At 57.9% G+C, this 20,296-nt stretch carries 19 protein-coding genes; 12 read left to right on the top strand and 7 right to left on the bottom strand.

Annotated elements, in window-relative coordinates; all coding sequences use genetic code 11:
- A partial coding sequence (locus tag VHB22_RS02935) for an HAD-IC family P-type ATPase (RefSeq protein WP_325455455.1) occupies positions 1-1,736 on the bottom strand: 1,736 nt, incomplete at its 3' end.
- Positions 1,733-1,945, bottom strand: coding sequence for a ChaB family protein (locus tag VHB22_RS02930; RefSeq protein WP_325455454.1), 213 nt, complete (start codon positions 1,943-1,945; stop codon positions 1,733-1,735). The genes VHB22_RS02930 and VHB22_RS02935, both read right to left, overlap by 4 nt.
- A 301-nt stretch (positions 1,946-2,246) precedes the next feature.
- On the opposite strand from VHB22_RS02930, the gene VHB22_RS02925 reads away from it, so the two are divergent.
- The 6 genes from VHB22_RS02925 to VHB22_RS02900 are packed head-to-tail and all read left to right on the top strand — an operon-like array spanning position 2,247 to position 10,893.
- Positions 2,247-3,503 carry a nitrate/nitrite transporter gene (locus tag VHB22_RS02925; protein WP_325455453.1) on the top strand — a complete coding sequence of 419 codons (1,257 nt, stop codon included), beginning with the start codon at positions 2,247-2,249 and terminating at the stop codon, positions 3,501-3,503.
- A 21-nt stretch (positions 3,504-3,524) separates the two neighbouring features.
- Positions 3,525-7,283, top strand: a complete 3,759-nt coding sequence (locus tag VHB22_RS02920; RefSeq protein WP_325455452.1) for a nitrate reductase subunit alpha — start codon at positions 3,525-3,527, stop codon at positions 7,281-7,283.
- Positions 7,280-8,812 (top strand): nitrate reductase subunit beta, encoded by a 1,533-nt coding sequence (gene narH, locus VHB22_RS02915; protein ID WP_325455451.1) that lies wholly within the window; start codon positions 7,280-7,282, stop codon positions 8,810-8,812. Before VHB22_RS02920 ends, narH begins: the two co-directional genes overlap by 4 nt.
- Before the next feature lie 11 nt (positions 8,813-8,823).
- Positions 8,824-9,450 carry a nitrate reductase molybdenum cofactor assembly chaperone gene (narJ, locus tag VHB22_RS02910; protein ID WP_325455450.1) on the top strand — a complete coding sequence of 209 codons (627 nt, stop codon included), beginning with the start codon at positions 8,824-8,826 and terminating at the stop codon, positions 9,448-9,450.
- Between the two features lie 10 nt (positions 9,451-9,460).
- Entirely contained in the window at positions 9,461-10,180 is a 720-nt protein-coding gene (narI, locus tag VHB22_RS02905) for a respiratory nitrate reductase subunit gamma (protein ID WP_325455449.1), read from the top strand.
- A complete protein-coding gene (locus VHB22_RS02900) occupies positions 10,177-10,893 on the top strand; it encodes a peptidylprolyl isomerase (RefSeq protein ID WP_325455448.1) in 717 nt (238 codons plus the stop codon). Before narI ends, VHB22_RS02900 begins: the two co-directional genes overlap by 4 nt.
- 132 nt (positions 10,894-11,025) lie before the next feature.
- Here VHB22_RS02900 and VHB22_RS02895 read toward each other — a convergent pair whose 3' ends face one another.
- Positions 11,026-11,214, bottom strand: a complete 189-nt coding sequence (locus VHB22_RS02895) for a hypothetical protein (protein ID WP_325455447.1) — start codon at positions 11,212-11,214, stop codon at positions 11,026-11,028.
- A 249-nt stretch (positions 11,215-11,463) separates the two neighbouring features.
- Here VHB22_RS02895 and VHB22_RS02890 point away from each other — a divergent pair, with 249 nt between their 5' ends.
- Positions 11,464-11,886 (top strand): CBS domain-containing protein, encoded by a 423-nt coding sequence (locus VHB22_RS02890; protein WP_325455446.1) that lies wholly within the window; start codon positions 11,464-11,466, stop codon positions 11,884-11,886.
- A gap of 40 nt (positions 11,887-11,926) precedes the next feature.
- Positions 11,927-12,376, top strand: coding sequence for a DUF2267 domain-containing protein (locus VHB22_RS02885; RefSeq protein WP_325455445.1), 450 nt, complete (start codon positions 11,927-11,929; stop codon positions 12,374-12,376).
- A 29-nt stretch (positions 12,377-12,405) separates the two neighbouring features.
- Here the strand turns inward: VHB22_RS02885 and VHB22_RS02880 are convergent, their stop codons facing one another.
- Entirely contained in the window at positions 12,406-12,681 is a 276-nt protein-coding gene (locus VHB22_RS02880; protein WP_325455444.1) for a DUF6455 family protein, read from the bottom strand.
- A 128-nt stretch (positions 12,682-12,809) separates the two neighbouring features.
- Positions 12,810-13,367, bottom strand: coding sequence for a host attachment protein (locus VHB22_RS02875; RefSeq protein WP_325455443.1), 558 nt, complete (start codon positions 13,365-13,367; stop codon positions 12,810-12,812).
- 92 nt (positions 13,368-13,459) lie between these two features.
- On the opposite strand from VHB22_RS02875, the gene VHB22_RS02870 reads away from it, so the two are divergent.
- Positions 13,460-15,346, top strand: coding sequence for a PAS domain S-box protein (locus VHB22_RS02870; RefSeq protein WP_325455442.1), 1,887 nt, complete (start codon positions 13,460-13,462; stop codon positions 15,344-15,346).
- A 164-nt stretch (positions 15,347-15,510) separates the two neighbouring features.
- Positions 15,511-16,035 (top strand): Hsp20/alpha crystallin family protein, encoded by a 525-nt coding sequence (locus tag VHB22_RS02865; protein ID WP_325455441.1) that lies wholly within the window; start codon positions 15,511-15,513, stop codon positions 16,033-16,035.
- A gap of 57 nt (positions 16,036-16,092) precedes the next feature.
- On the opposite strand, the gene VHB22_RS02860 is transcribed toward VHB22_RS02865, so the two are convergent.
- Entirely contained in the window at positions 16,093-16,821 is a 729-nt protein-coding gene (locus VHB22_RS02860) for a response regulator (RefSeq protein ID WP_325455440.1), read from the bottom strand.
- Positions 16,822-16,966: 145 nt separating this feature from the next.
- Here VHB22_RS02860 and VHB22_RS02855 point away from each other — a divergent pair, with 145 nt between their 5' ends.
- On the top strand, positions 16,967-17,659 hold the full coding sequence (locus VHB22_RS02855) for a Crp/Fnr family transcriptional regulator (RefSeq protein WP_325455439.1): 693 nt from the start codon (positions 16,967-16,969) through the stop codon (positions 17,657-17,659).
- Between the two features lie 57 nt (positions 17,660-17,716).
- Here VHB22_RS02855 and VHB22_RS02850 read toward each other — a convergent pair whose 3' ends face one another.
- Positions 17,717-18,037: a hypothetical protein gene (locus VHB22_RS02850; RefSeq protein WP_325455438.1), complete on the bottom strand. Its 321-nt coding sequence runs from the start codon at positions 18,035-18,037 to the stop codon at positions 17,717-17,719.
- A 243-nt stretch (positions 18,038-18,280) separates the two neighbouring features.
- On the opposite strand from VHB22_RS02850, the gene VHB22_RS02845 reads away from it, so the two are divergent.
- Complete coding sequence (locus VHB22_RS02845; RefSeq protein ID WP_325455437.1) at positions 18,281-20,296, top strand: protein-L-isoaspartate(D-aspartate) O-methyltransferase; 2,016 nt, start codon at positions 18,281-18,283, stop codon at positions 20,294-20,296.

Raw genomic sequence — 20,296 nt, 5'->3', positions numbered from 1 at the left:
GAGATGCGGACAAAGAGATCCGTTACGATCGCCCGGTCTGCCAAGGCCCTGTCAGTCAGCTTATTGATTTCGTCGCCCGTGAGAACACCGTGCGCTGGAATACCCAGCATCTCGACCAAATGCGAGACGACCGGCGCGGCGTCGCCCGAAACGATCTTGACGCTTATGCCGGCGTTGACGAGGCGCGCCACGGCATCGCGCGCAGTTGCCTTTGGGGGGTCGAGAAAAGCCGCGCATCCGACGAATGTCAGAGCCACCTCGTTGGCAGGCGCTATTCTGGAGCACTCGGGGTTCATTGTCCGTCGGGCGACTCCGAGCAGGCGCAGGCCGTCGCGGCTTTTGTCCTCGAAGAGTTCTAGAATTTTTCGGCGCATGACATCGTCCAGGGCGACGACGCTTCCATCGGACCGTTCCATATCCGTGCAGAGAGCGAGAAGTGCTTCTGGCGCTCCTTTCGTGATCATCTGGTGCTCGTCACGTCGGGCAACGAGGACCGAAGCACGGCGGCGCTCGAAATCGAAGGGCGCGTCGTCGACGTGGTCCCAATCACTTTTGGATTTGGGCGCGCCGGCAAGGATCGCGTCGTCAAGATTGCTGCGCATGCCGCTCGCGAAGCGGCTGTTGAGCTGAACGAGTTCCGCAACGCGTTTGCTTTCGCGGCCATCCGCATCGAAACTACCGACATGCGCGATCTTTGCTTCCGTCAGCGTTCCTGTCTTGTCGGTGCACAAGACATTCATGGCACCGAGATCGTGAATGGCAGAGAGGCGCTTGACGACGACCCGGCGTTCCGACATCCGGACAGCACCGCGTGCCAGCGTCACCGTCATGATCATCGGCAGCAACTCCGGCGTCAGGCCTACTGCCAACGCGACAGCAAACATGAAGCTTTCAAGCGAAAGTCCATGCCTGACGAGTTGTGTCAGAAGAACGAAAAGCACCAAGAAAGCGGTAAGCCGAAGAATCAAAACACCGAGCCCGTGCAAACCCCGCTCGAAGCTGGTCGGCGGCTCTCTCGTCTGGACGGAGGCCGCAATCGCACCGAAGCTCGTTTTTCCTCCGATGCGCTGGACCAGCATTATGGCTTCGCCGCCGACGATCGTGGTCCCGGCAAACAGCGCATTGGTGGCATCCGCAATCGACGGAGATTTTGACGTCTCCGGCGACTTTTCGACCGGGTAAGGCTCGCCTGTCAGGATTGCTTCATTGGCGATTGCGGCACGGCTCGCGAGCACAATACCGTCAGCCGGTACAAGATCACCGCCGCGTAATTCGACGACATCCCCACGCACGATATCTCTGACAGGTAATTCGACAGGAAGCCCGTCGCGGCGCACTGTTGCGGTGACCGCAATTGAACGCTGCAGCGCGGCGATTGAGGATTCGGCCTTATGTTCCTGGAAGACATCAAGAATGATCGATAACGCAACGATCAGGACAATTACGGCGAAGCTTTGCCAATCACCCATCCCACCCGAAATTGCGGCGGAGATCAGCAGAATGGCGACCAATGGCTCGGCGACGCGGCGCGCTATCTTTGCGACAAGACTTTGGTGCCGGCGTGTGTCGATGACATTCGGGCCGTCGCGTGCAAGCCGCGCTGCTGCTTCGGCCGAGGTCAATCCCTGCCACCGGCTCGCGAGCACGCGCATCGCCTCGCCTATCGGGGCAAGCCAAAACGCTTGTGGTGCCGCAGATTGTGGGCTCTGGAGCTTGGAGCTGGCGCGAGGTGTCATCGACTGACCCAGGAATTTCCTAGCTTGCGGTATTTTTTCTTGACCGCTGACCACGCGATGCGATGGCAAAGCTCCTCGCGCGCGTACTCGGTCAACGCATTGTAGGTCTGCCAAGCATTGTTGAAGGCTGCTCGAAAGATTTCCTGCGCATGCACGGGTAGGCGCGATCGCAGTGATGGCGGCAGGTTGTCTAGGCTCTGAAACGGCATCATAGCCTCCGCTGGGATCTCCGGAGTATTTGGCCGATTGGGGACTCTTGTAGATAATTCGACTTTCTTTCCAAATCGGATTTGATACCAGTCAATACGGGGCCGCATACAAAGTATATGTTTAGCGAGGACTCCTCTTGGCGTCCCGACGGGCTCTTTTCTCCACGACCGTCCTATTTCGGAACGACGCGATGTTCCTATCGCAGCGTTGGACAACCTCCGTCGAGCTATCGCGGCCGCGGCTCTTCTTGCATAATATGGATCAGCGCCTACGATCGGCATGCTTGGCTTAGAGGTTCGGATGGCGAGATCGGGAAGCACGTCGGTTCTACTGGTCAGCACTTGGGCCTTCACCGTCTGCTTTGCGGTCTGGATGATGTTCGGCGTCGTCGGCATTCCGATACGCGCCAAACTCGGCCTCGACGGTACTCAGTTCGGATTGCTGACCGCGACACCCGTTTTAACCGGTGCGATATGCCGCTTGCCGCTTGGTGCCTGGACGGACCGCTTCGGCGGTCGGCGCATCATGCTGCTGCTTTTGCTCGGCTGCTCCGTGCCGGTGTGGCTATCTTCTTACGCGACAGCTTTGTGGCAGTTTTTGTTGCTAGGTCTGGCGCTAGGGCTCGTCGGCGCTTCATTTGCGGTCGGCACACCCTACGTAGCGCGGTTTTTCCCAAAGGAGCGGCGCGGTTTCGCGATGGGCTTCTTCGGCGCCGGAACCGTGGGCGCCGCGCTCAACATGTTCGTTGCGCCTGCTATTATCGATACCTATGGCTGGGAACTAGTGCCGAAAATTTATGCGGTGGCCTTGGTCGCTACGGCAGGACTGTTCTGGATTTTCTCAGCGCCAGATCCGGCGCGCAGCGACGGGAAGCAGCAGTCAATCATGCAGCAGCTCGCGGTTTTGCGCGAACCGCGCGTTTGGAAGTACTGCCAGTATTATTCGATCGTCTTCGGCGGCTTCACGGCCCTTTCGATCTGGATGCCGCAGTATTTCAAGACTGAGTACGGGTTCTCCATCGCGCAGGCCTCGCTACTTGCCGCCTGTTTCTCGTTGCCTGGAGGTGTATTTCGCGCGCTCGGCGGCTGGCTTTCGGACCGCTTTGGCGCACACGCCGTGACATGGTGGGTGCTGTGGGTCGCGGCCATCTGCCTGTTCCTGCTGTCATATCCAAAGACGGATCTAACGGTGCATACGGTGCGCGAACCTTTGAGTTTCGAGATCGCGCTGCCGTATTGGTTCTTTACGGCGCTGCTCTTTTTGCTCGGCTTCGCCTTCGCTTGCGGCATGGCTTCTACCTTCAAATATATTGCGGACGATTTTCCAGACAACATGGGTATCGTCAGCGGCGTCGTCGGCATGGCTGGCGGTCTCGGCGGCTTCTTGTTGCCCATCATGTTCGGCGCCATTCTCGACTGGTTGGGCGTAAACTCGAGCTGCTTCATGCTCCTTTACGGAATCGTGCTGGTCTCGTTGACGCTAAATTACATAACCGAAGTACGACGAGCCTCACCGCTCGGTCCGACAACGACGACGAAGGACGCGATGCAAGCCTGATGGAATGACGAGGGCATCTCAATGAGCCACTTTCTCGAGCGATTGACCTATCTTTCCCGGCGGCGGGAGTCGTTCGCCGATGGTCACGGCGAGGTCCGCGATGAAGATCGCATGTGGGAGGAAGGTTATCGGCAGCGATGGCAGCACGACAAGATCGTGCGATCCACGCACGGGGTGAATTGCACGGGTTCGTGTTCCTGGAAGATCTATGTGAAAAGCGGCGTCGTGACGTGGGAGACGCAGCAGACCGACTATCCACGCACACGTCCCGGAATGCCCAATCACGAACCGCGCGGCTGCTCGCGCGGGGCGTCCTACAGTTGGTATCTCTACAGCGCGAGCCGCATCAAATATCCAATGGTGCGGGGACGACTGGTGAAGGCCTGGCGAGAAGCCAGAAAGATGCTTGGGCCAGTCGAGGCTTGGGCCGCGATCGTGGAGAACGAGAAGACGACACGGTCTTATAAGTCGATGCGCGGACGCGGCGGCTTCGTGCGCTCGACTTGGGAAGAGACGAGCGAGATCATCGCCGCTTCCAATGTCTATACGATCAAGAGATGGGGGCCGGATCGCGTCGTCGGCTTCTCTCCCATTCCGGCGATGTCGATGGTCTCCTATGCCTCGGGTGCGCGTTATCTGAGCTTGATCGGCGGCACGCTGCTTTCATTCTACGATTGGTATTGCGACCTGCCGCCGTCGAGTCCACAGACATGGGGCGAGCAGACCGACGTGCCGGAGTCGGCCGACTGGTATAACTCGGGCTACATCATCGCCTGGGGCTCCAACGTGCCGCAGACGCGCACGCCCGACGCGCACTTCTTCGTCGAAGCGCGCTACAACGGCACGAAGGTCGTGGCCATCACGCCCGACTATGCGGAGGTCGCGAAACTTTCCGATCTTTGGCTGCATCCGAAGCAGGGCACCGACGCGGCGCTGGCGATGGCGATGGGCCACGTCATCCTGCGCGAGTTCTTTCTCGACAGACAGGTGCCCTACTTTCAGGATTACTGCCGCCGTCTGACTGACATGCCGATGCTTGTGCGGTTGAGAAAGGATGGTAAGCGCTGGGTGCCCGACCGCTATGTTCGCCAAAGCGATCTGCCCGACGCGCCGAAATCGGATCGCGCGGCGTGGAAAACGATTGCGATTGCGGAAGAAACCGGCGCGCTCGTCGTTCCGCAGGGTTCGATCGGTTATCGCTGGCCGGCAGACGGAGAACTTGCGGGGCGCTGGAACCTTGAGCCAAAGGACGGAGAGACGGGCGCAGACGTACGCCTCGCGCTGAGCCAGATCGATCGGCACGACGAGATCGTTTCGGTCGCGTTTCCGTATTTCGGCGGCATACAACATGAACACTTCCGCGAGAACGATCAGGGCGGAGATGTCTTGCTGCGAAACGTTCCCGTGCGGCGCGTCGCACTAGCGGACGGCGAAGCGTTTGTCGCTACCGTGTTCGACCTGCTTTGCGCCAACTACGGACTCGACCGCGGTCTTGGCGGCGCTTGTGCCAAGGATTTCTCCGACAACGTGCCGTACACGCCTGCCTGGCAGGAGCAGATCACCGGCGTTGCCGCCGACAAAGCGATCGCCGTGGCACGTGATTTCGCCGGCAACGCGGAAAAAACGAAGGGCCGCTCGATGGTCATCATCGGCGCGGGCATGAATCACTGGTACCACCAGGACATGGGCTACCGGAGCATCATCAACATGCTGATGATGTGCGGGACGGTCGGGATTTCCGGTGGCGGCTGGGCGCACTATGTCGGGCAGGAGAAACTGCGACCGCAGACCGGCTGGACGATGCTGGCATTCGCGCTCGATTGGGTGCGTCCGCCCCGGCACATGAACGGTACGTCGTTCTTCTACGCGCACAGTGATCAGTGGCGCTATGAGAAGCTCGACGTTGCTGAATTGCTGTCACCGCTTGCCGATCCTGCGCCCTATCGCGGAAGCATGATCGACTTGAATGTCCGCGCTGAGCGCATGGGCTGGCTACCATCCGCGCCGCAACTCGCAGCAAATCCGCTGACGCTTGCGGCAGAGGCGGAGCGCAATGGCGTGGGGCCGCGGGATTATGTGATTGCAGGGTTGAAGTCGGGCGAGATCGGGATGGCGTGCGAGGACCCGGATAATCCGGTCAATTTCCCGCGCAATCTCTTTATCTGGCGGTCGAATCTGTTCGGCTCTTCGGGCAAGGGACACGAGTATTTTCTGCGTCATTTTCTTGGCACCCGCCACGGTCTGCAGGGAAAAGACCTCGGCGAAATGGGAGAGGCAAAGCCGCAGGAAGTCGCCTGGCGCGATCCGGCACCTGAAGGCAAACTCGATTTGGTCGTGACGCTCGATTTCCGGATGTCGACGAGCTGTCTTTATTCCGACGTCGTGCTGCCGACGGCCACGTGGTACGAGAAAAACGACCTCAATACGTCCGACATGCATCCTTTCATCCATCCGCTTTCGGCCGCGGTAGATCCGGTGTGGGAGGCACGCAGCGATTGGGAAATCTACAAGACGATTGCGAAGCGCTTCTCCGAGCTTGCGGTGGGACATCTGGGTGTCGAACGTGACGTGGTGCTGACGCCGATCCAGCACGATACCGCAGGCGAGCTGGCGCAACCTTTCGACGTGAAGGACTGGAAAAAGGGCGAGTGCGAGTTCATTCCGGGCGTCACCGCTCCGCAAGTCGCTGTCGTGGAGCGCGACTATCCAAATACTTATCGGCGGTTCACGGCGCTGGGGCCGCTTGCAGACAAGCTCGGCAATGGCGGCAAAGGCATCTCGTGGAATACCGAGACGGAGGTGGAAGGTCTCGGCAACTTGAACTATCGCGTCAATGATGGCGGCCCGACTGAGGGACGGCCGCGCATTGAAACCGATATCGATGCCGCCGAAGTCATTCTCTATCTGGCGCCGGAAACGAACGGCGAAGTTGCGGTCAAGGCGTGGCAGGCCCTCGGCAAGGTGACGGGTCGTGACCACACGCACCTCGCCGAGATGCGCGAGGACGAGAAAATCCGCTATCGCGACGTGCAAGCGCAGCCGCGCAAAATCATTTCCTCACCCACGTGGTCGGGCATCGAGAGCGAACACGTCAGCTATACGGCCGGCTACACGAACGTGCAGGAGCTGATCCCGTGGCGCACGCTCACGGGTCGCCAGCAATTCTATCAGGACCATCGCTGGTTTCGCGATTTCGGTGAAAGCTTCGCGGTCTATCGGCCGCCCGTGGATACGCGCACGGTCGGCGCGATGCTCGGCCAGCGCAGCAACGGCGAACGTGAGATCGTCCTCAACTTCATCACTCCGCATCAGAAGTGGGGCATTCATTCGACCTACACCGACAACCTGATCATGCTGACGTTATCGCGCGGCGGGCCGATCGTTTGGATTTCGGAAACCGATGCGAAAAAGGCGGGCATCGTCGACAACGATTGGATCGAGCTGTTCAATCTCAACGGTGCGATCGCCGCGCGTGCCGTCGTCAGCCAACGCGTGCAGGATGGCATGTGCCTGATGTACCATGCGCAAGAAAAGATCGTGAACGTGCCGGGTTCGCAAATCACCGGACAGCGCGGCGGCATTCACAACTCGGTCACGCGTATCATGCTGAAGCCGACGCACATGGTCGGCGGGTACGCGCAGCTTGCCTACGGCTTCAATTACTATGGCACTGTCGGATCCAATCGCGATGAGTTCGTGATCGTCCGCAAGCTCAACAAGATCGATTGGCTCGACCACTCCAATCCTGTCGATCGCGCGATCGAGGAGACCGCACTATGAAAATTCGCGCCCAGATCGCGATGGTCATGAACCTCGACAAGTGCATCGGATGTCACACGTGCTCGGTGACCTGCAAGCAGGTGTGGACCTCGCGACAGGGCATGGAATACGCGTGGTTCAACAATGTCGAGACAAAGCCTGGCATCGGCTATCCGAAAGACTGGGAAAACCAGGAGCGCTGGAAGGGCGGATGGCAGCGCAAGAAGAACGGCAAGATCGTGCCCAAGCAGGGCGGGCGCCTCGCCGTGCTCGCAAACATCTTCGCTAATCCGAACCTGCCTGAGATCGACGATTACTACGAACCCTTCACCTTCGACTACGAGCACCTGCACGTTGCGCCGGAGCTGCCGACCTCTCCCGTTGCGCGGCCGCTGTCGCTTGTTACGGGACGCCCTATGGACAAGATCGAATGGGGCCCGAATTGGGAGGAGATCCTTGGCGGCGAATTCGACAAGCGTTCGCAGGATTACAATTTCGAGGCTGTACAGAAGGACATTTACGGGCAGTTCGAAAATACATTCATGATGTACCTGCCGCGGCTTTGCGAGCACTGCCTCAATCCGAGTTGCGTCGCGTCCTGTCCGTCGGGCTCCATCTACAAGCGCGAGGAAGATGGCATCGTCCTCATCGATCAGGATAAGTGCCGCGGATGGCGCATGTGCGTGTCGGGCTGTCCGTACAAGAAGATTTATTACAATTGGACCTCGGGCAAAGCAGAGAAGTGCATCTTCTGCTATCCGCGGATCGAGGCCGGACAACCGACCGTCTGCTCGGAGACGTGCGTCGGACGCATTCGGTATCTCGGCGTGCTGCTTTACGATGCCGACGGCATCGAGCACGCCGCGTCCACCGAGGATGAACAGGATCTCTACGAGGCGCAGCTCAAGCTATTCATAGATCCGCACGACCCGGAGATGGCGGCGAAGGCGCGCGCGGATGGCGTGCCGGATGCGTGGATCGAAGCAGCGCAGCGCTCGCCCGCCTACAAGATGGCGGTTGATTGGAAAATTGCGTTCCCGCTCCATCCAGAATACCGCACGCTACCGATGGTGTGGTACGTGCCGCCGCTCTCTCCCATTCAATCGCACGCGAATGCCGGGGCGATCGATACAGTCGGTGAAATTCCGGACGTGCGGTCACTGCGCATTCCAGTGCGGTATCTCGCCAACCTTCTGACGGCTGGTGCCGAGGCTCCGGTCGTTTCGGCTCTCGAGCGTATGCTAGCGATGCGCATCTACTTTCGAAAGCGCCAGCTCGGAGAGGATGGTGGCGCGGCCGTGCTCGACCAAACCGGTCTTTCGGTTGCGCAGGTCGAGGACATGCACCGCTATCTCTCCATTGCCAACTACGAGGATCGCTTCGTCATCCCGACGAGCCATCGCGAGCAGGCGGAGGATGCCTACGGACTCAAAGGTTCGTGCGGCTTCAGCTTCGGCAATGGCTGCGATTTCGGGCCGCCGCAGTCGACGCTGTTCGGTGGCAAGATGGGCCGGCGCAAGATGACCCCCGTCAGGCCGCTCGATACATGAGGACACCGCACATGCTGATCTTCAAGGCTCTGAGCGCGCTTCTTTCCTATCCAACAGCGGCAATGCGCGAGGCGTTGCCGGACATCGCCGAAGTCGTTCTCGGTTCAAGCTTTATAACGGAGCGCGAGCGCGCCGGTTTGCTCGCTCTGATCGGGGAGCTAAATCACGACGATTTACTGGCTGTCGAGGAGCGCTACGTCGATCTTTTTGACCGCGGCCGCGCGCTGTCGCTCAATCTTTTCGAGCATTTGCATGGCGATAGCCGCGATCGCGGCACGGCGATGATCGATCTGAAGCAGCTTTATGCCAAGTCAGGCTTCGAGCTTTCCTCACGCGAGCTGCCGGACTTTCTTCCGGTCTTACTGGAATATCTCAGCCAGCAGTCCATTGAGGAAGCACGCGAGCTGCTTGCCGATTGCAGTGCGATTCTCGCCAGCATCTGCCGGTCGCTGATCGCGCGCCAGAGCCGCTATGCGTCGGTGCTGCAGGCGTTGTTGGTCATCGCAGGCGAGCCGCCGATCGACGCCGCAAAAATTCCACCGGTGCGCAATTTGCGTGAAAACATCGATCAGGAATGGGCGGAACAGCCTGCCTTTGCCAACGCTACGCTTGGCGCAGGCGGCGAAGTCAATCAATAGGAGGCGAAACATGCTCTCCAATGCTTACGTCAATACGCTGCTGTTTGGAGTCTATCCCTATATCTGTCTGGTGGTCCTGCTGATCGGCAGCCTGATCCGGTTCGATCGCGAACCCTATACGTGGAAAAGCGATTCCTCGCAGATGTTGCGCAAACGTGAACTGCGGCTCGGATCCAATCTCTTTCATTACGGCGTGATCGTCGTCATCCTGGGCCATTTCGCCGGCTTTCTGGCGCCGCATTGGATGGTCGACTGGGCGCTCACGCCGGCGGCTCACCAGCTTCTGGCGATGGTTGTCGGTGGCATTGCCGGGGCGATTGCCATCGTCGGCTTGACGATCTTGTTGCACCGTCGCCTTGCTGATCCGCGCATTCGTTTGAACAGCCGCAAATGGGACATCGCGGTTGCGTTCATGCTGTGGCTGCAGCTTGCACTAGGTTTGCTGACTGTCCCGCTCTCGGCTTATCACATGAATGGTGCACTGTTTGAAACTCTGACAGGCTACGTGAAGGGCATCGTCACGCTTGATGCCGGAGCGGCCGCACTGATGGTTGGTGTGCCTTTGACGTACAAGCTTCATATCCTGCTCGGCTTCACGCTGTTTCTCGTTTCGCCGTTCACGCGCATGATCCACATATGGAGCGGAGCCGGTGCGCTTGCCTATCTAGTCCGGCCCTATCAGATCGTGCGCACGCCGAAGACGCGGGCCAAGGAGCCGATCCGCTCATGACAGTTTCGGTCAACGGCGTCGACGTTAAGGGAGAGCCGCAAACGTCTCATGAATTCGCTGCGGTCCGCGAGCTGTTGCGGCAGCGCGCTGTCGCGGTGGGATTGCTTGCGAAGGACGCCGGCGGCGATCAGGTTGATGCCGCCGTCGAAGCGCTTCTCGCACGCGAGGTAACGACGCCAACGCCAACCGATGCCGAATGCCGGCGCTATTACGATCAGCACCCGCGGGAATTTGAAAGCGGCGATCTCGTTCACGCGCGGCATATCCTTTTTCAGGTGACGCCCCGCGTCAACGTTCCCGAGATGCGCGCCCGCGCCGAGGAGGCGTTGAACGAGCTTCTGCGTGAGCCGGAGCGGTTCGCGGCGATAGCGCGCGAGCTGTCCAATTGTCCCTCTGGCCAGCACGGCGGCAATCTGGGACAGATCGGGCGCGGCGACACGGTGCCCGAGTTCGAGACGGCGCTTTTTAAACTGAGGCCGCCAGGGCTTCTGCCGGAGCTCGTAAAAACGCGTTACGGCTTTCACGTCGTCGCGATCGACCAACAGATTCCGGGATCGAAGCTTCCCTATGATCTCGTGCGTGACCGCATTGGCGAACGTCTCCGTGCGGCGGTCGAGCAAAAAGCGCTGCAACAATATGTGAGCATGCTCGCAGGCCGGGCCGAAATCGTGGGCGTGGACCTCAACGGTAGCACCTCGCCATTGCTGCAATAAACGCTGTTTCCGGGAAGAAGATCAGTTGCTGACACGGGTAGAAATGCGATCAAGCCGGTTTGGCTGATGAGCAGGAGCTTTTCGGATTCGGTGCCTATTTCTCGACCAGCAACGCTTGGTTGTCGCTAACCATCAGCGCTTTTTTGCGTTGAGCCGATCCGCAAGGAATTCCCAAAAAGCGGCAACGGCGACAAGGCCCGTGATAAGAAGGAGGGCGACAACCATCTGAACGATGCTGAAGTTCACGGCATTGCGAGCCACGAAATAACTGGCAATAAAGGCCGCGAGGATCATAATCGGGTGGATGATCAGGTTCGGCATGACCGACGCTCCGGTGACAGGTTCGGCGACGAGTTAAGTCGACTTTCTGCCGGCGGAACTTGATGCGCATTAAGCAGTCATTTGCTTCCGGATAATTCAGAGAGACTGCATCGGCCGTGTGAACTTCGCCCATTTTGAGAAGTATATTTGCTGTCGGAGTTCCTGACGCCGGAAGGCCTCCGTTGATCGGAATCAAAGCCGACGTGTTTCGATGCGTCATGGATTCCAATTTTTGATTAGGAGATGACCATGAAAGTCAGGGAAGCAATGCATAAGAACGCGGAATGGGTAGCTCCCGAGGCGCCGCTCGCGCAAGTCGCGAAGAAAATGAAGGACCTAGACGTCGGATCGCTTCCCGTCGGCGAGAACGATCGCTTGATCGGCATGATCACGGATCGGGACATTGCGTGCCGCGGATTTTCGGATGGCAAAAATGCATCCCGTCTTACCGCGCGTGACGTGATGTCAAAAGGCATCGTTTATTGCAACGATAGCGACGAGCTCAAGGACGCCGTCCATCTTATGGAAAAAAAGAAAATCCGCCGTCTACCCGTCATTAACGAGAAGAAGCGGATGGTCGGCATGCTAACGCTCGGCGATATCTCGCATGCGGCGTCGCGCGATTTGTCGGGTGAGGTTATAACCGCTGTGTCGGCACATCATGCGCGGTGATGTGCAGATTCGGCTTTCAACAAGAAATGGAGCGCTGATTGTGACAGTCCCTCCGTCAATTGCGCAGACCGTACAAAAAACGCAGGAATGGCTGAAGGAGTTGATCGAGAACGGCGATCTTGCAGATGTTCAGGAGTCGCTTGCAGTTCTTCGTGTAGTACTTCACCACTTGCGGGACCGGCTGACGCTCGAGGAGGCCGTCGACCTCGGCGCTCAACTACCGACACTTGTTCGCGGCATTTATTACGAAGGATGGCAGCCTCGCAAACGCGTCCCTCGCACGCGGTTGAGACAGAAATTCGTCCATCAGGTTGCGGAGAAGAATTTTCCAAATGCGGTTCCCTCGGAGCGGGCAATTCGGGATGTCTTCGCACTTCTTGCGCACCATTGCGACCCAGGCGAAATCTCGGACGTGATTGGCCAGCTTCCGGGCGAGCTAAAGGAATTATGGCCGAAAACGGCGCAGACGTTCCGGGCGCGAATGAGTTGATTTCTCTGGCAATTGCGCCGGTTTGCAGATCATGGCTTGGTGCGTTTGCACATCCTGAAAAGCTCTGCATTCGGACAGAACTCCGGTGGTCCGTTCTTCGTCTCAGGTGAAAATAGCCATGCCCGGCATCTGGTTTCGTAGATGCAAAATCGGCACTTCGATCGCGCATCCATGAACGCCTCACCTACCTCGACCCGCATAACCTCGACCACGTCTACGTGGCTCGCCTCCATGATCTCATCCATCAGCTTCTGGCGGCGAAGTACTTGATGGAACATCGGCCATCGGGGAACTGACGCTTGCATTGTTCCTCTCCTTCAGCTGCGTGGCCCATAGGTTATGCGCACTCTCGATGCCGTTATTGCTCTGCATCAGAGAGGGATAGCGGCAGCGCGTCGCGGGAGGCGTTGGCAGGCGATGGTTGTCTCAGCCGCTAAAAGTTGAACACATTCTCGATGTGAGAGGCAATTTCGTTATTTGGAAGGCGGGTCAGATCCTTGTCGATCTCGGCGATGATTTTATTTCGCACCTCGGGTTTGATCATTTTGCGGAGATTGCCAAGCATAGCGGGCGGCGCAACCACAACCAATCGATCGAATGCGTCCTTCGCCGAGTGGTCAGCCAGCATGGTTGCAAGCTGGCTGGCGAACAAAGCTTCTAGAGCGGTGTGCGGATCACTTCGTGGTTCGACAGCATGGCGGGAGTGTCCGACAGATTCATAAACGCGCCCTGGAGCATCCGCGCTAAGTAAGTGGCTCGGAGGATTGTCGAGGCGCGACTGCGATCCCGCGACGAGCTGCATGCGTTGCCCCTTCCCTGTCGTTTCCAGAATACGCGCCCGGCCTCCGTCTGCAACCAGTATCCATGTCCGTGTGTATTTCATGCCAGGAATAACCTTGTTTGCCTTTTCGCGTCTCAAAGCTAATTTGCACTGTGTACGTGGAAACGCCTTGATCGAGATCAGTTCGAGGAGGGAATTGATCTGGATCATGCACTGTGCGCTTCAGCAATGTGCCTGCTAAAGGTACGTGCGTCGCGATGATCGCATAACCGCATATATGAAACGAACGCAAAGGCTGGTCTATGCTGCAGGCAATCCTCGAATCCGCCGCCGCTGCAATATTGGCCATCGACGATAGAGGCCTGATAAAAGCCGTAAATCCCGCGACCGAGCGCATGTTCGGCTATACGTCAGCTGAAATGCTCGGTCACAATGTCAATATGTTGATGCCGGAGCCGTACCGCACGCAACATAATCAATATATGCAACGGTATCTGCGGACGGGGGAGAAACGGATCATAGGTATCGGCCGAGAGGTTGAGGGCCAGCGCAAGGACGGCACGATTTTTCCACTTCACCTCGCCGTAGGCGAGTTCAAGGTCTCCGGCGAGCGCTTTTTTTCCGGCATTATGACCGATCTCAGCTCGCACGCCCGCTTGCAGGCGGAGATAGACCGCCAGTCATTGATGTTTCGAGCTGTCTTCGATCATGTGCCGGAAGCGCTTGTCATCTCAGCGTCAGGAGGGCCGATTGTCCTGATCAATCCTGCTGCCGAGCGCATGTTTGGCTATAGCGCGAGCGAGGCTGCCGGGCTCGATTGGACAGCGCTCTTCCACGAGCCGCCCGACAAGAAGAAACTGGAAAAGGATTTGGCAGCGAGGAGCGATGGCGGAAGCATCGCTATCTCCACAGTCCTGCGTTGCAAGGACGGACGCAAATTCCCAGCTCAGGGACATGTTGCGGCCATTAGGGCCGCCGATCAGACGCAGATGACAGTCGTCAGCCTTTTCCGCGACATGACTGAGGAGATGAAGCGGAGAGAAGGTTCTCTGAGGCTTCAGAAGCTCGAGGCTATCGGGCAACTGACAGGCGGCATTGCCCATGACTTCAATAATTTGTTGACGATTATTTCCGGTAACCTCGAGCTATTGGAAGGGGCGGTTTCGAATACAGAGGATCGAGAGCTTCTATCCCGCGCAGTTAGGGCAGCTGATTCTGGTGCGCGGCTCACCCGAAGATTGCTGACGTTCGCACGCCGAAGGCAACTGGTTCCGGAAGTGATCAATCTGAACGAACAGGTCCAAAGCATGTCGGAGCTTCTTCGCCGCACGCTGGGTGACACGATCGATCTGAGGACGAGTTTTGCGCGAGATCTATGGCTTGTGCGTGCAGATACGGGTGAAATTGAATCTGCGGTTATCAACCTCGCCATCAATGCGCGTGATGCAATACCGAATGGCGGCAAACTTTCCATCCAGACCAGCAATGTCATACTGGAAAGAGATGAGGTTGGTTTCGAAGGGCCGCTAATGGCGGGCGATTACGTGCGCATATCGGTATCCGATAACGGCATCGGAATGAGTAAGGCAGTACTTGGCCGAGTCTTCGAGCCATTCTTCACAACCAAGCCACCGGGACGTGGAACTGGATTGGGCCTCAGCACGATCTATGGTTTCATCAAGCAGTCTGACGGGAACATCACGATTTACAGTGAGCCGGACGTTGGCACGACGGTGAATCTCTATTTCCCACGGTGCCTGGATCAGGTCGGTGCGGCTGCTTCGGCGGCAAACGCGTCGAAGGAGGAAAGAGGGAGGGGCGAGCGCATCTTGGTCGTCGAGGACAATGGAGATGTACGTGAATTGACCGTGCAGCGCCTGCAACGCCTCGGTTACGACGTTGTCGACTTTATCACGGGCGCGGCGGCGCGCGACGCGCTCAAGAGTGGATTAGAGGTCGATCTGGTGTTCAGTGACATCATGATGCCCGGCGGGCTGACAGGGATCGATCTCGGAAAATGGATTAGCGAACATTATCCGGCGTTGCCGGTGATTCTGACGACTGGGTTTGCGGACGAAGCGACCGACATCGCGGCTGCCGCCGCCGCGTGGCCGATCTTACGCAAGCCCTACACACAAAGCGATCTTGCAGAAGTCGTGCGCAGGACGCTTGAAAAGCGGCAGATTTGACCATCCGCCCCGGCGAACCGGCGGTTCGGCCCAGCGAGCTTATGCGGGCGTTCGCTCTTGCCTCAGCCGCACCCTTGACTCGCATCAAGGCCGCCCAATTTCCAGGGAGTATCCGGATGCACGAATACCGTGATCCTGACCAATGTAACCGAATGGAGGTTGTGATGTTAGTTCGAAATATGCTGCCCCGGCTTTGGCGAGATGACCGCCATCCTCTCAGCTCATTGCGCAACGAAATGGACGAGCTCTTCGAAAGCTGGACGAAGGAATTTGGCTTTCCGCAGACGCCATGGGCACAGGCGCAATCCGGAAGAGAGTTAAGTCCGCGCATGAACGTCTCTGAAACCGACAAGGAATTACAGATTACTGCGGAGTTGCCGGGCGTCGATCAGAAGGACATCGAGATCACGCTTACCGGGGGCGATCTTCTTATTAAGGGTCAGAAGAAATCCGAGACCGACGAGAAGAAGGACGAGCGAGGCCGTTCCTATCATCGCATCGAGCGGTCTTTCGGCTCGTTTGAAAGGCGACTCTCGCTGCCCTACGATGTTGATCCTGACAAGGTCCAGGCATCGTTCAAGGATGGAGTCCTTACCCTGACGCTGCCGAAACCGCCCGAGGTACAAAAATCCGCGAGGAAAATCGAGATCAAGGGCGAGAGGCAAATCGAAGCAAAGAGAGCTGCGTGAGCTTATGATCGATCGGGGACGCTGGGTTGCTTTGGCGTCCCCGCTCGTAGCGAGCGCTTAGCCTTTCATCCGCTTCACGTCACACGCGAACATATAGCCGATGCTGCGGATGGACTTGATCTTCGCCGACGCGCCTACATTGGAGTCGATCTTGCGGCGAAGTCGGCTGACCAGCGCGTCAATCGAGCGGTCAAGCGGCGAGTAGTCGTGTCCATTCAACAAGTCCATGATCTCGTCGCGTGTGAGAGCACGATGCGGTCTCCGAACGAATATCTCGAGGAGATTGAACTCTGCAGTCGTCAGCTCACGCGGTACGCCTTTTTCATCCTTAAGCTCTCGGCTTGTTATATCCATTACCCAGCCTGCGAACTCGTAAACCTCGTGCTCAGGATAGGGCGCCGCCAAGGCCGATCGATTGCTGCCTTCACGTCGTCTCAAGACGGCGCGAACACGGGCTAACACTTCGCGCAAGTTAAAGGGTTTCGAAATATAATCGTCGGCGCCAATCTCAAGACCGACGATACGGTCCACGGTATCGCCCTTGCCGGAAACCATGATGATGGGGACGTCATGCTTTGCACGTATTTCGCGTGCGAGGATGAGTCCATCCTCCTGGCCGAGAGATAGATCGAGCGTGATGAGGCTCGCCACCTCCCGCTCCAAGCTGGCGCGTGCCGCCGCTGCGTCTGCAGCTTCAGCAACAGAATAACCTTCTCGCTCGAAGCACGTCTTCAGCAGACGCCGGATTTCGGGCTCATCATCAATGACAAGTATTTTCGTTGTCATATCAGTTTCTTCCGAAGTTCCGGACGCGGGGATTTCGAAATTACAAAATGTTACAATTAATTACCGTTGGCGCATACCCTTGAGATTCTTAGCCGCTTCTATGTCGCTCGGTCGATGAGGCCTTTAGGCAGACAGGAGAGCGGACATGTTGAGCGGAACAACGCGTGCTCATGATATCGTTTCGGATAAGCCTCATGCGCTACTTTCGAGCGACGAAAGAAAGCAGCGCGAGAGCTTTGAGAATGCCCCTTTCCGGAGGATCGAAGCCAAGGAATACATTTTCTGCGATGGCGATCCCAGGACGCACATTTTCCACGTCGAACAGGGGGTTATTGCGTTGTCGAAGGTTCTGGGCGACGGCCGCCGGCAAATCATCGATTTCGCGTATCCGGGCGATTATATCGGCCTCGGTCTCCGTCAGGATTATATCTTTGATGCCCAAGCGATCTGCCTCGCTAAGGTTAAGTGCATCCCAGCAGCGACACTGGAGCAGGCAGCCGCATCCGATCCCAATCTGGCATTAAAGCTTTACAAGGCGGTGTCGGCGGAGCTTGCAACCGCCCGGAATCTTCTGGTCTGCGTTGGCCAAGGCACTGCCATGGAGCGGATCGCCATGTTCCTGATCGGCTTGCGTGATCGCGCCGCGGTATCGGGCGTGAATGATGGCGTTTTCAGCTTGGTCATGCGCCGCTCCGACATTGCCGATCTTCTAGGTCTGACGATCGAGACGGTCAGCCGAACATTGACGAAGCTCCGCGGCATGCGTGTCATCGAAATTGTAAACGCGACCGAGATCCATATTCTCGACGAGAACAAGCTGGAGCAATTGGCCGCTTGAGAGCTCGAATGTCGCGAACTGGCGCTCGCGCGACGGCCGTATGTCCGGCGCGATTTTTCACTTTATGCTTATGTCCGACTTTTTGGTGGCCGCGAGCAACAATAACGTTTCCGCATTGAGACAGTAGCGTTCCCAGCTCGAACCGTTGATACCATCGGTCATGTCGTCGAAGCACTGTTGCTTGTGGGAGCACGCGGCGCACGTGCTGCGCAGACGTTCAAGTATTTCTGGCGATACCCGCTCGATGCCTTTGGGATTCAAGCCGAGAGCCGTCAAACGCCATTCGAGCAACACACATCCGCGGAGAGCGTAAGATTTCTCGCTCTTTCGGTCGAAATGCGGAGAAGTCTTCTGCTTTCGGCAGCCACCAGAATTCATCTGAGCCTCCATGAGTGAGCCGGCATCAAGGTCACATCTCATGGCGACGCGCATTGTTTCAAATCAATCATCGCAGCAATTATTGTCCGACAAGGAACCTCGCTTCTCCGCGGATCTTTATCTTTCTGAGGCGCGCTTCGCCTGTCCAATTTCCCCTCTCTTGATCTGCCGCAAGTGCAAGCGCGCTCCACTCTATAATGACTTGGGTGTCCTCATGTCGCGAGCGAGCGCGAGGGTAAGAGTATGAAGCACGATGTCGAACAGCAAACGATCGAACGAAGGCAGTTTGTCGAGAGGCAGATCGAGGCACGTGGCGTGCGTGACCAGCTCGTGCTCGACGCCATGGGGAAGGTTTTGCGTGAACTGTTCGTGCCGAAGGAACTCAGAAGCGAGGCATATGAGGATAGCCCGCTTCCGATCGGATCGGGCCAGACGATTTCTCAGCCCTATATCGTGGCGTTCATGATCGAGGCGCTGGCTCTCCAGGGTGGAGAGAAGGTGCTGGAGATCGGCGCCGGTTCCGGATATGCGGCGGCCGTCCTTTCGCGGATCGCAGGCGATGTTTTCACCATCGAGCGCGTCGGCGAGCTTGCGCGACGCGCGGCTTCGAACCTGAAAAAGGCGGGTTGCGAACGCGTCCATGTTCGTCACGCCGACGGTACAGAGGGCTGGGCGGAAGAAGCACCGTTCGATGCCATACTCGTGTCGGCCGGCGCGCCGGATGTGCCAGCGTCATTGATGCGGCAATTGAGGGTAGGCGGCCGCATGGTCATTCCCGTTGGAAAGAACCCGCGCGCGCAAGAACTCATCCGTATCACGCGGACCACGGAGGACGACTTTCAGCGTGAGGATATTGCGGATGTCCGTTTCGTGCCGCTGATCGGCAAGGAGGGCTGGGAAAGCGAAGACGATGGATGGCAGGCGCATCCGCCGCGTGTCATTCAGACGAGACCGGCTGTTAGCGTCTCGGTGCCAGGGCTCATCGCGAAACACGCGCACATATTCTCCGATCTGAAGGATGCCGATCTCGGGTTACTGGAACAGCGGATCGGAGAGGCGCGGGTCGTGCTCATCGGCGAAGCGACCCACGGCACGTCGGAATTCTACAGAATGCGGGCACGCATTACGCGCCGGCTGATTGAATCCAAGCATTTCAATATCGTCGCCGTAGAGGCGGACTGGCCGGACGCTGCGCGCATCGATCATTATGTCCGTCATCGTGATGTACCGCGATCCGAATGGACTGCGTTTGCGCGCTTCCCGGCGTGGATGTGGCGAAACCGGGAAACCCGGACGTTTGTCGATTGGCTGCATAAGCGCAACGCCACGCTGGAATATGAAAAGCGCACCGCCTTCTACGGATTGGATCTTTATAGCCTCTACAGCTCAGTACGTGCGGTCATCAGCTACCTGGAAACGGTCGATCCGGATCTCGCCGAAGTGGCGCGTCAACGCTACGGATGCCTGATGCCATGGGAAGCAGATCCGGCGGCCTACGGCCACGCAGCTTTGACAGGCGCTTATCGTAAGTGCGAGCAGGACGTGGCGCATTTGCTAGTCGAGCTTCTGCAAAGACAGCAAGGGTATTTGGCCGAGGATGGCGACCGCTTCTTCGATGCTGCTCAGAATGCCCGTCTCGTCGCGAACGCCGAGCGTTACTATCGGGTGATGTATTACGGCTCGCGCGCGTCCTGGAATCTGCGCGACAGCCACATGTTCGATACTCTGAAACATGCGCTTGATTTTCATGGGTCCGACGCGAAAGCAGTCATCTGGGCTCATAATTCCCATGTCGGTGATGCGTCCGCGACGGAGATGGGCCGGCGAGGTGAATACAACATCGGCGAGCTTTGCCGGCGGCATTTTGAGCCCGAATGCTACGCCATTGGTTTCGGAACAAACGACGGGACCGTTGCTGCTGCCTCGGCATGGGATGGTCCAATGCAGGTCATGAACGTTCAGCCTGCGCATCCACAGAGTTACGAGCGTCTTTTCCACCTGACGAACGCGCCGGCGCTGATGCTGTCACTCCAAGGAGCGGCTCAGGACGATCTCGCCGAAAGACTGATGAAGCCGCTGCTCGAACGGGCGATCGGCGTGATCTACCGGCCAGAGAGCGAACTCGCCAGTCATTACTTCGAAGCGAAGCTGCCGCTACAGTTCGACGAATATATTTGGATCGACCGGACATCGGCCATCCATCCGCTGGACGTTCTGGAAGTCGAGGGTATGCCCGAAACGTATCCATTCGGAGTCTAA

Source organism: Hyphomicrobium sp. (genome assembly GCF_035548195.1).
Taxonomy (GTDB): domain Bacteria; phylum Pseudomonadota; class Alphaproteobacteria; order Rhizobiales; family Hyphomicrobiaceae; genus Hyphomicrobium_B.
This window is presented reverse-complemented; position numbering and strand designations above follow the sequence as displayed.

Bases quoted from the DNA above. Each gene is read 5' to 3' on its own strand.
- VHB22_RS02930 (WP_325455454.1), bottom strand. From the start codon at position 1,945: ATGCCGTTTCAGAGCCTAGACAACCTGCCGCCATCACTGCGATCGCGC.
- VHB22_RS02925 (WP_325455453.1), top strand. From the start codon at position 2,247: ATGGCGAGATCGGGAAGCACGTCGGTTCTACTGGTCAGCACTTGGGCC.
- VHB22_RS02920 (WP_325455452.1), top strand. From the start codon at position 3,525: ATGAGCCACTTTCTCGAGCGATTGACCTATCTTTCCCGGCGGCGGGAG.
- narH (WP_325455451.1), top strand. From the start codon at position 7,280: ATGAAAATTCGCGCCCAGATCGCGATGGTCATGAACCTCGACAAGTGC.
- narJ (WP_325455450.1), top strand. From the start codon at position 8,824: ATGCTGATCTTCAAGGCTCTGAGCGCGCTTCTTTCCTATCCAACAGCG.
- narI (WP_325455449.1), top strand. From the start codon at position 9,461: ATGCTCTCCAATGCTTACGTCAATACGCTGCTGTTTGGAGTCTATCCC.
- VHB22_RS02900 (WP_325455448.1), top strand. From the start codon at position 10,177: ATGACAGTTTCGGTCAACGGCGTCGACGTTAAGGGAGAGCCGCAAACG.
- VHB22_RS02895 (WP_325455447.1), bottom strand. From the start codon at position 11,214: ATGCCGAACCTGATCATCCACCCGATTATGATCCTCGCGGCCTTTATT.
- VHB22_RS02890 (WP_325455446.1), top strand. From the start codon at position 11,464: ATGAAAGTCAGGGAAGCAATGCATAAGAACGCGGAATGGGTAGCTCCC.
- VHB22_RS02880 (WP_325455444.1), bottom strand. From the start codon at position 12,681: ATGCAAGCGTCAGTTCCCCGATGGCCGATGTTCCATCAAGTACTTCGC.
- VHB22_RS02875 (WP_325455443.1), bottom strand. From the start codon at position 13,367: ATGATCCAGATCAATTCCCTCCTCGAACTGATCTCGATCAAGGCGTTT.
- VHB22_RS02870 (WP_325455442.1), top strand. From the start codon at position 13,460: ATGCTGCAGGCAATCCTCGAATCCGCCGCCGCTGCAATATTGGCCATC.
- VHB22_RS02865 (WP_325455441.1), top strand. From the start codon at position 15,511: ATGTTAGTTCGAAATATGCTGCCCCGGCTTTGGCGAGATGACCGCCAT.
- VHB22_RS02860 (WP_325455440.1), bottom strand. From the start codon at position 16,821: ATGACAACGAAAATACTTGTCATTGATGATGAGCCCGAAATCCGGCGT.
- VHB22_RS02855 (WP_325455439.1), top strand. From the start codon at position 16,967: ATGTTGAGCGGAACAACGCGTGCTCATGATATCGTTTCGGATAAGCCT.
- VHB22_RS02850 (WP_325455438.1), bottom strand. From the start codon at position 18,037: ATGAATTCTGGTGGCTGCCGAAAGCAGAAGACTTCTCCGCATTTCGAC.
- VHB22_RS02845 (WP_325455437.1), top strand. From the start codon at position 18,281: ATGAAGCACGATGTCGAACAGCAAACGATCGAACGAAGGCAGTTTGTC.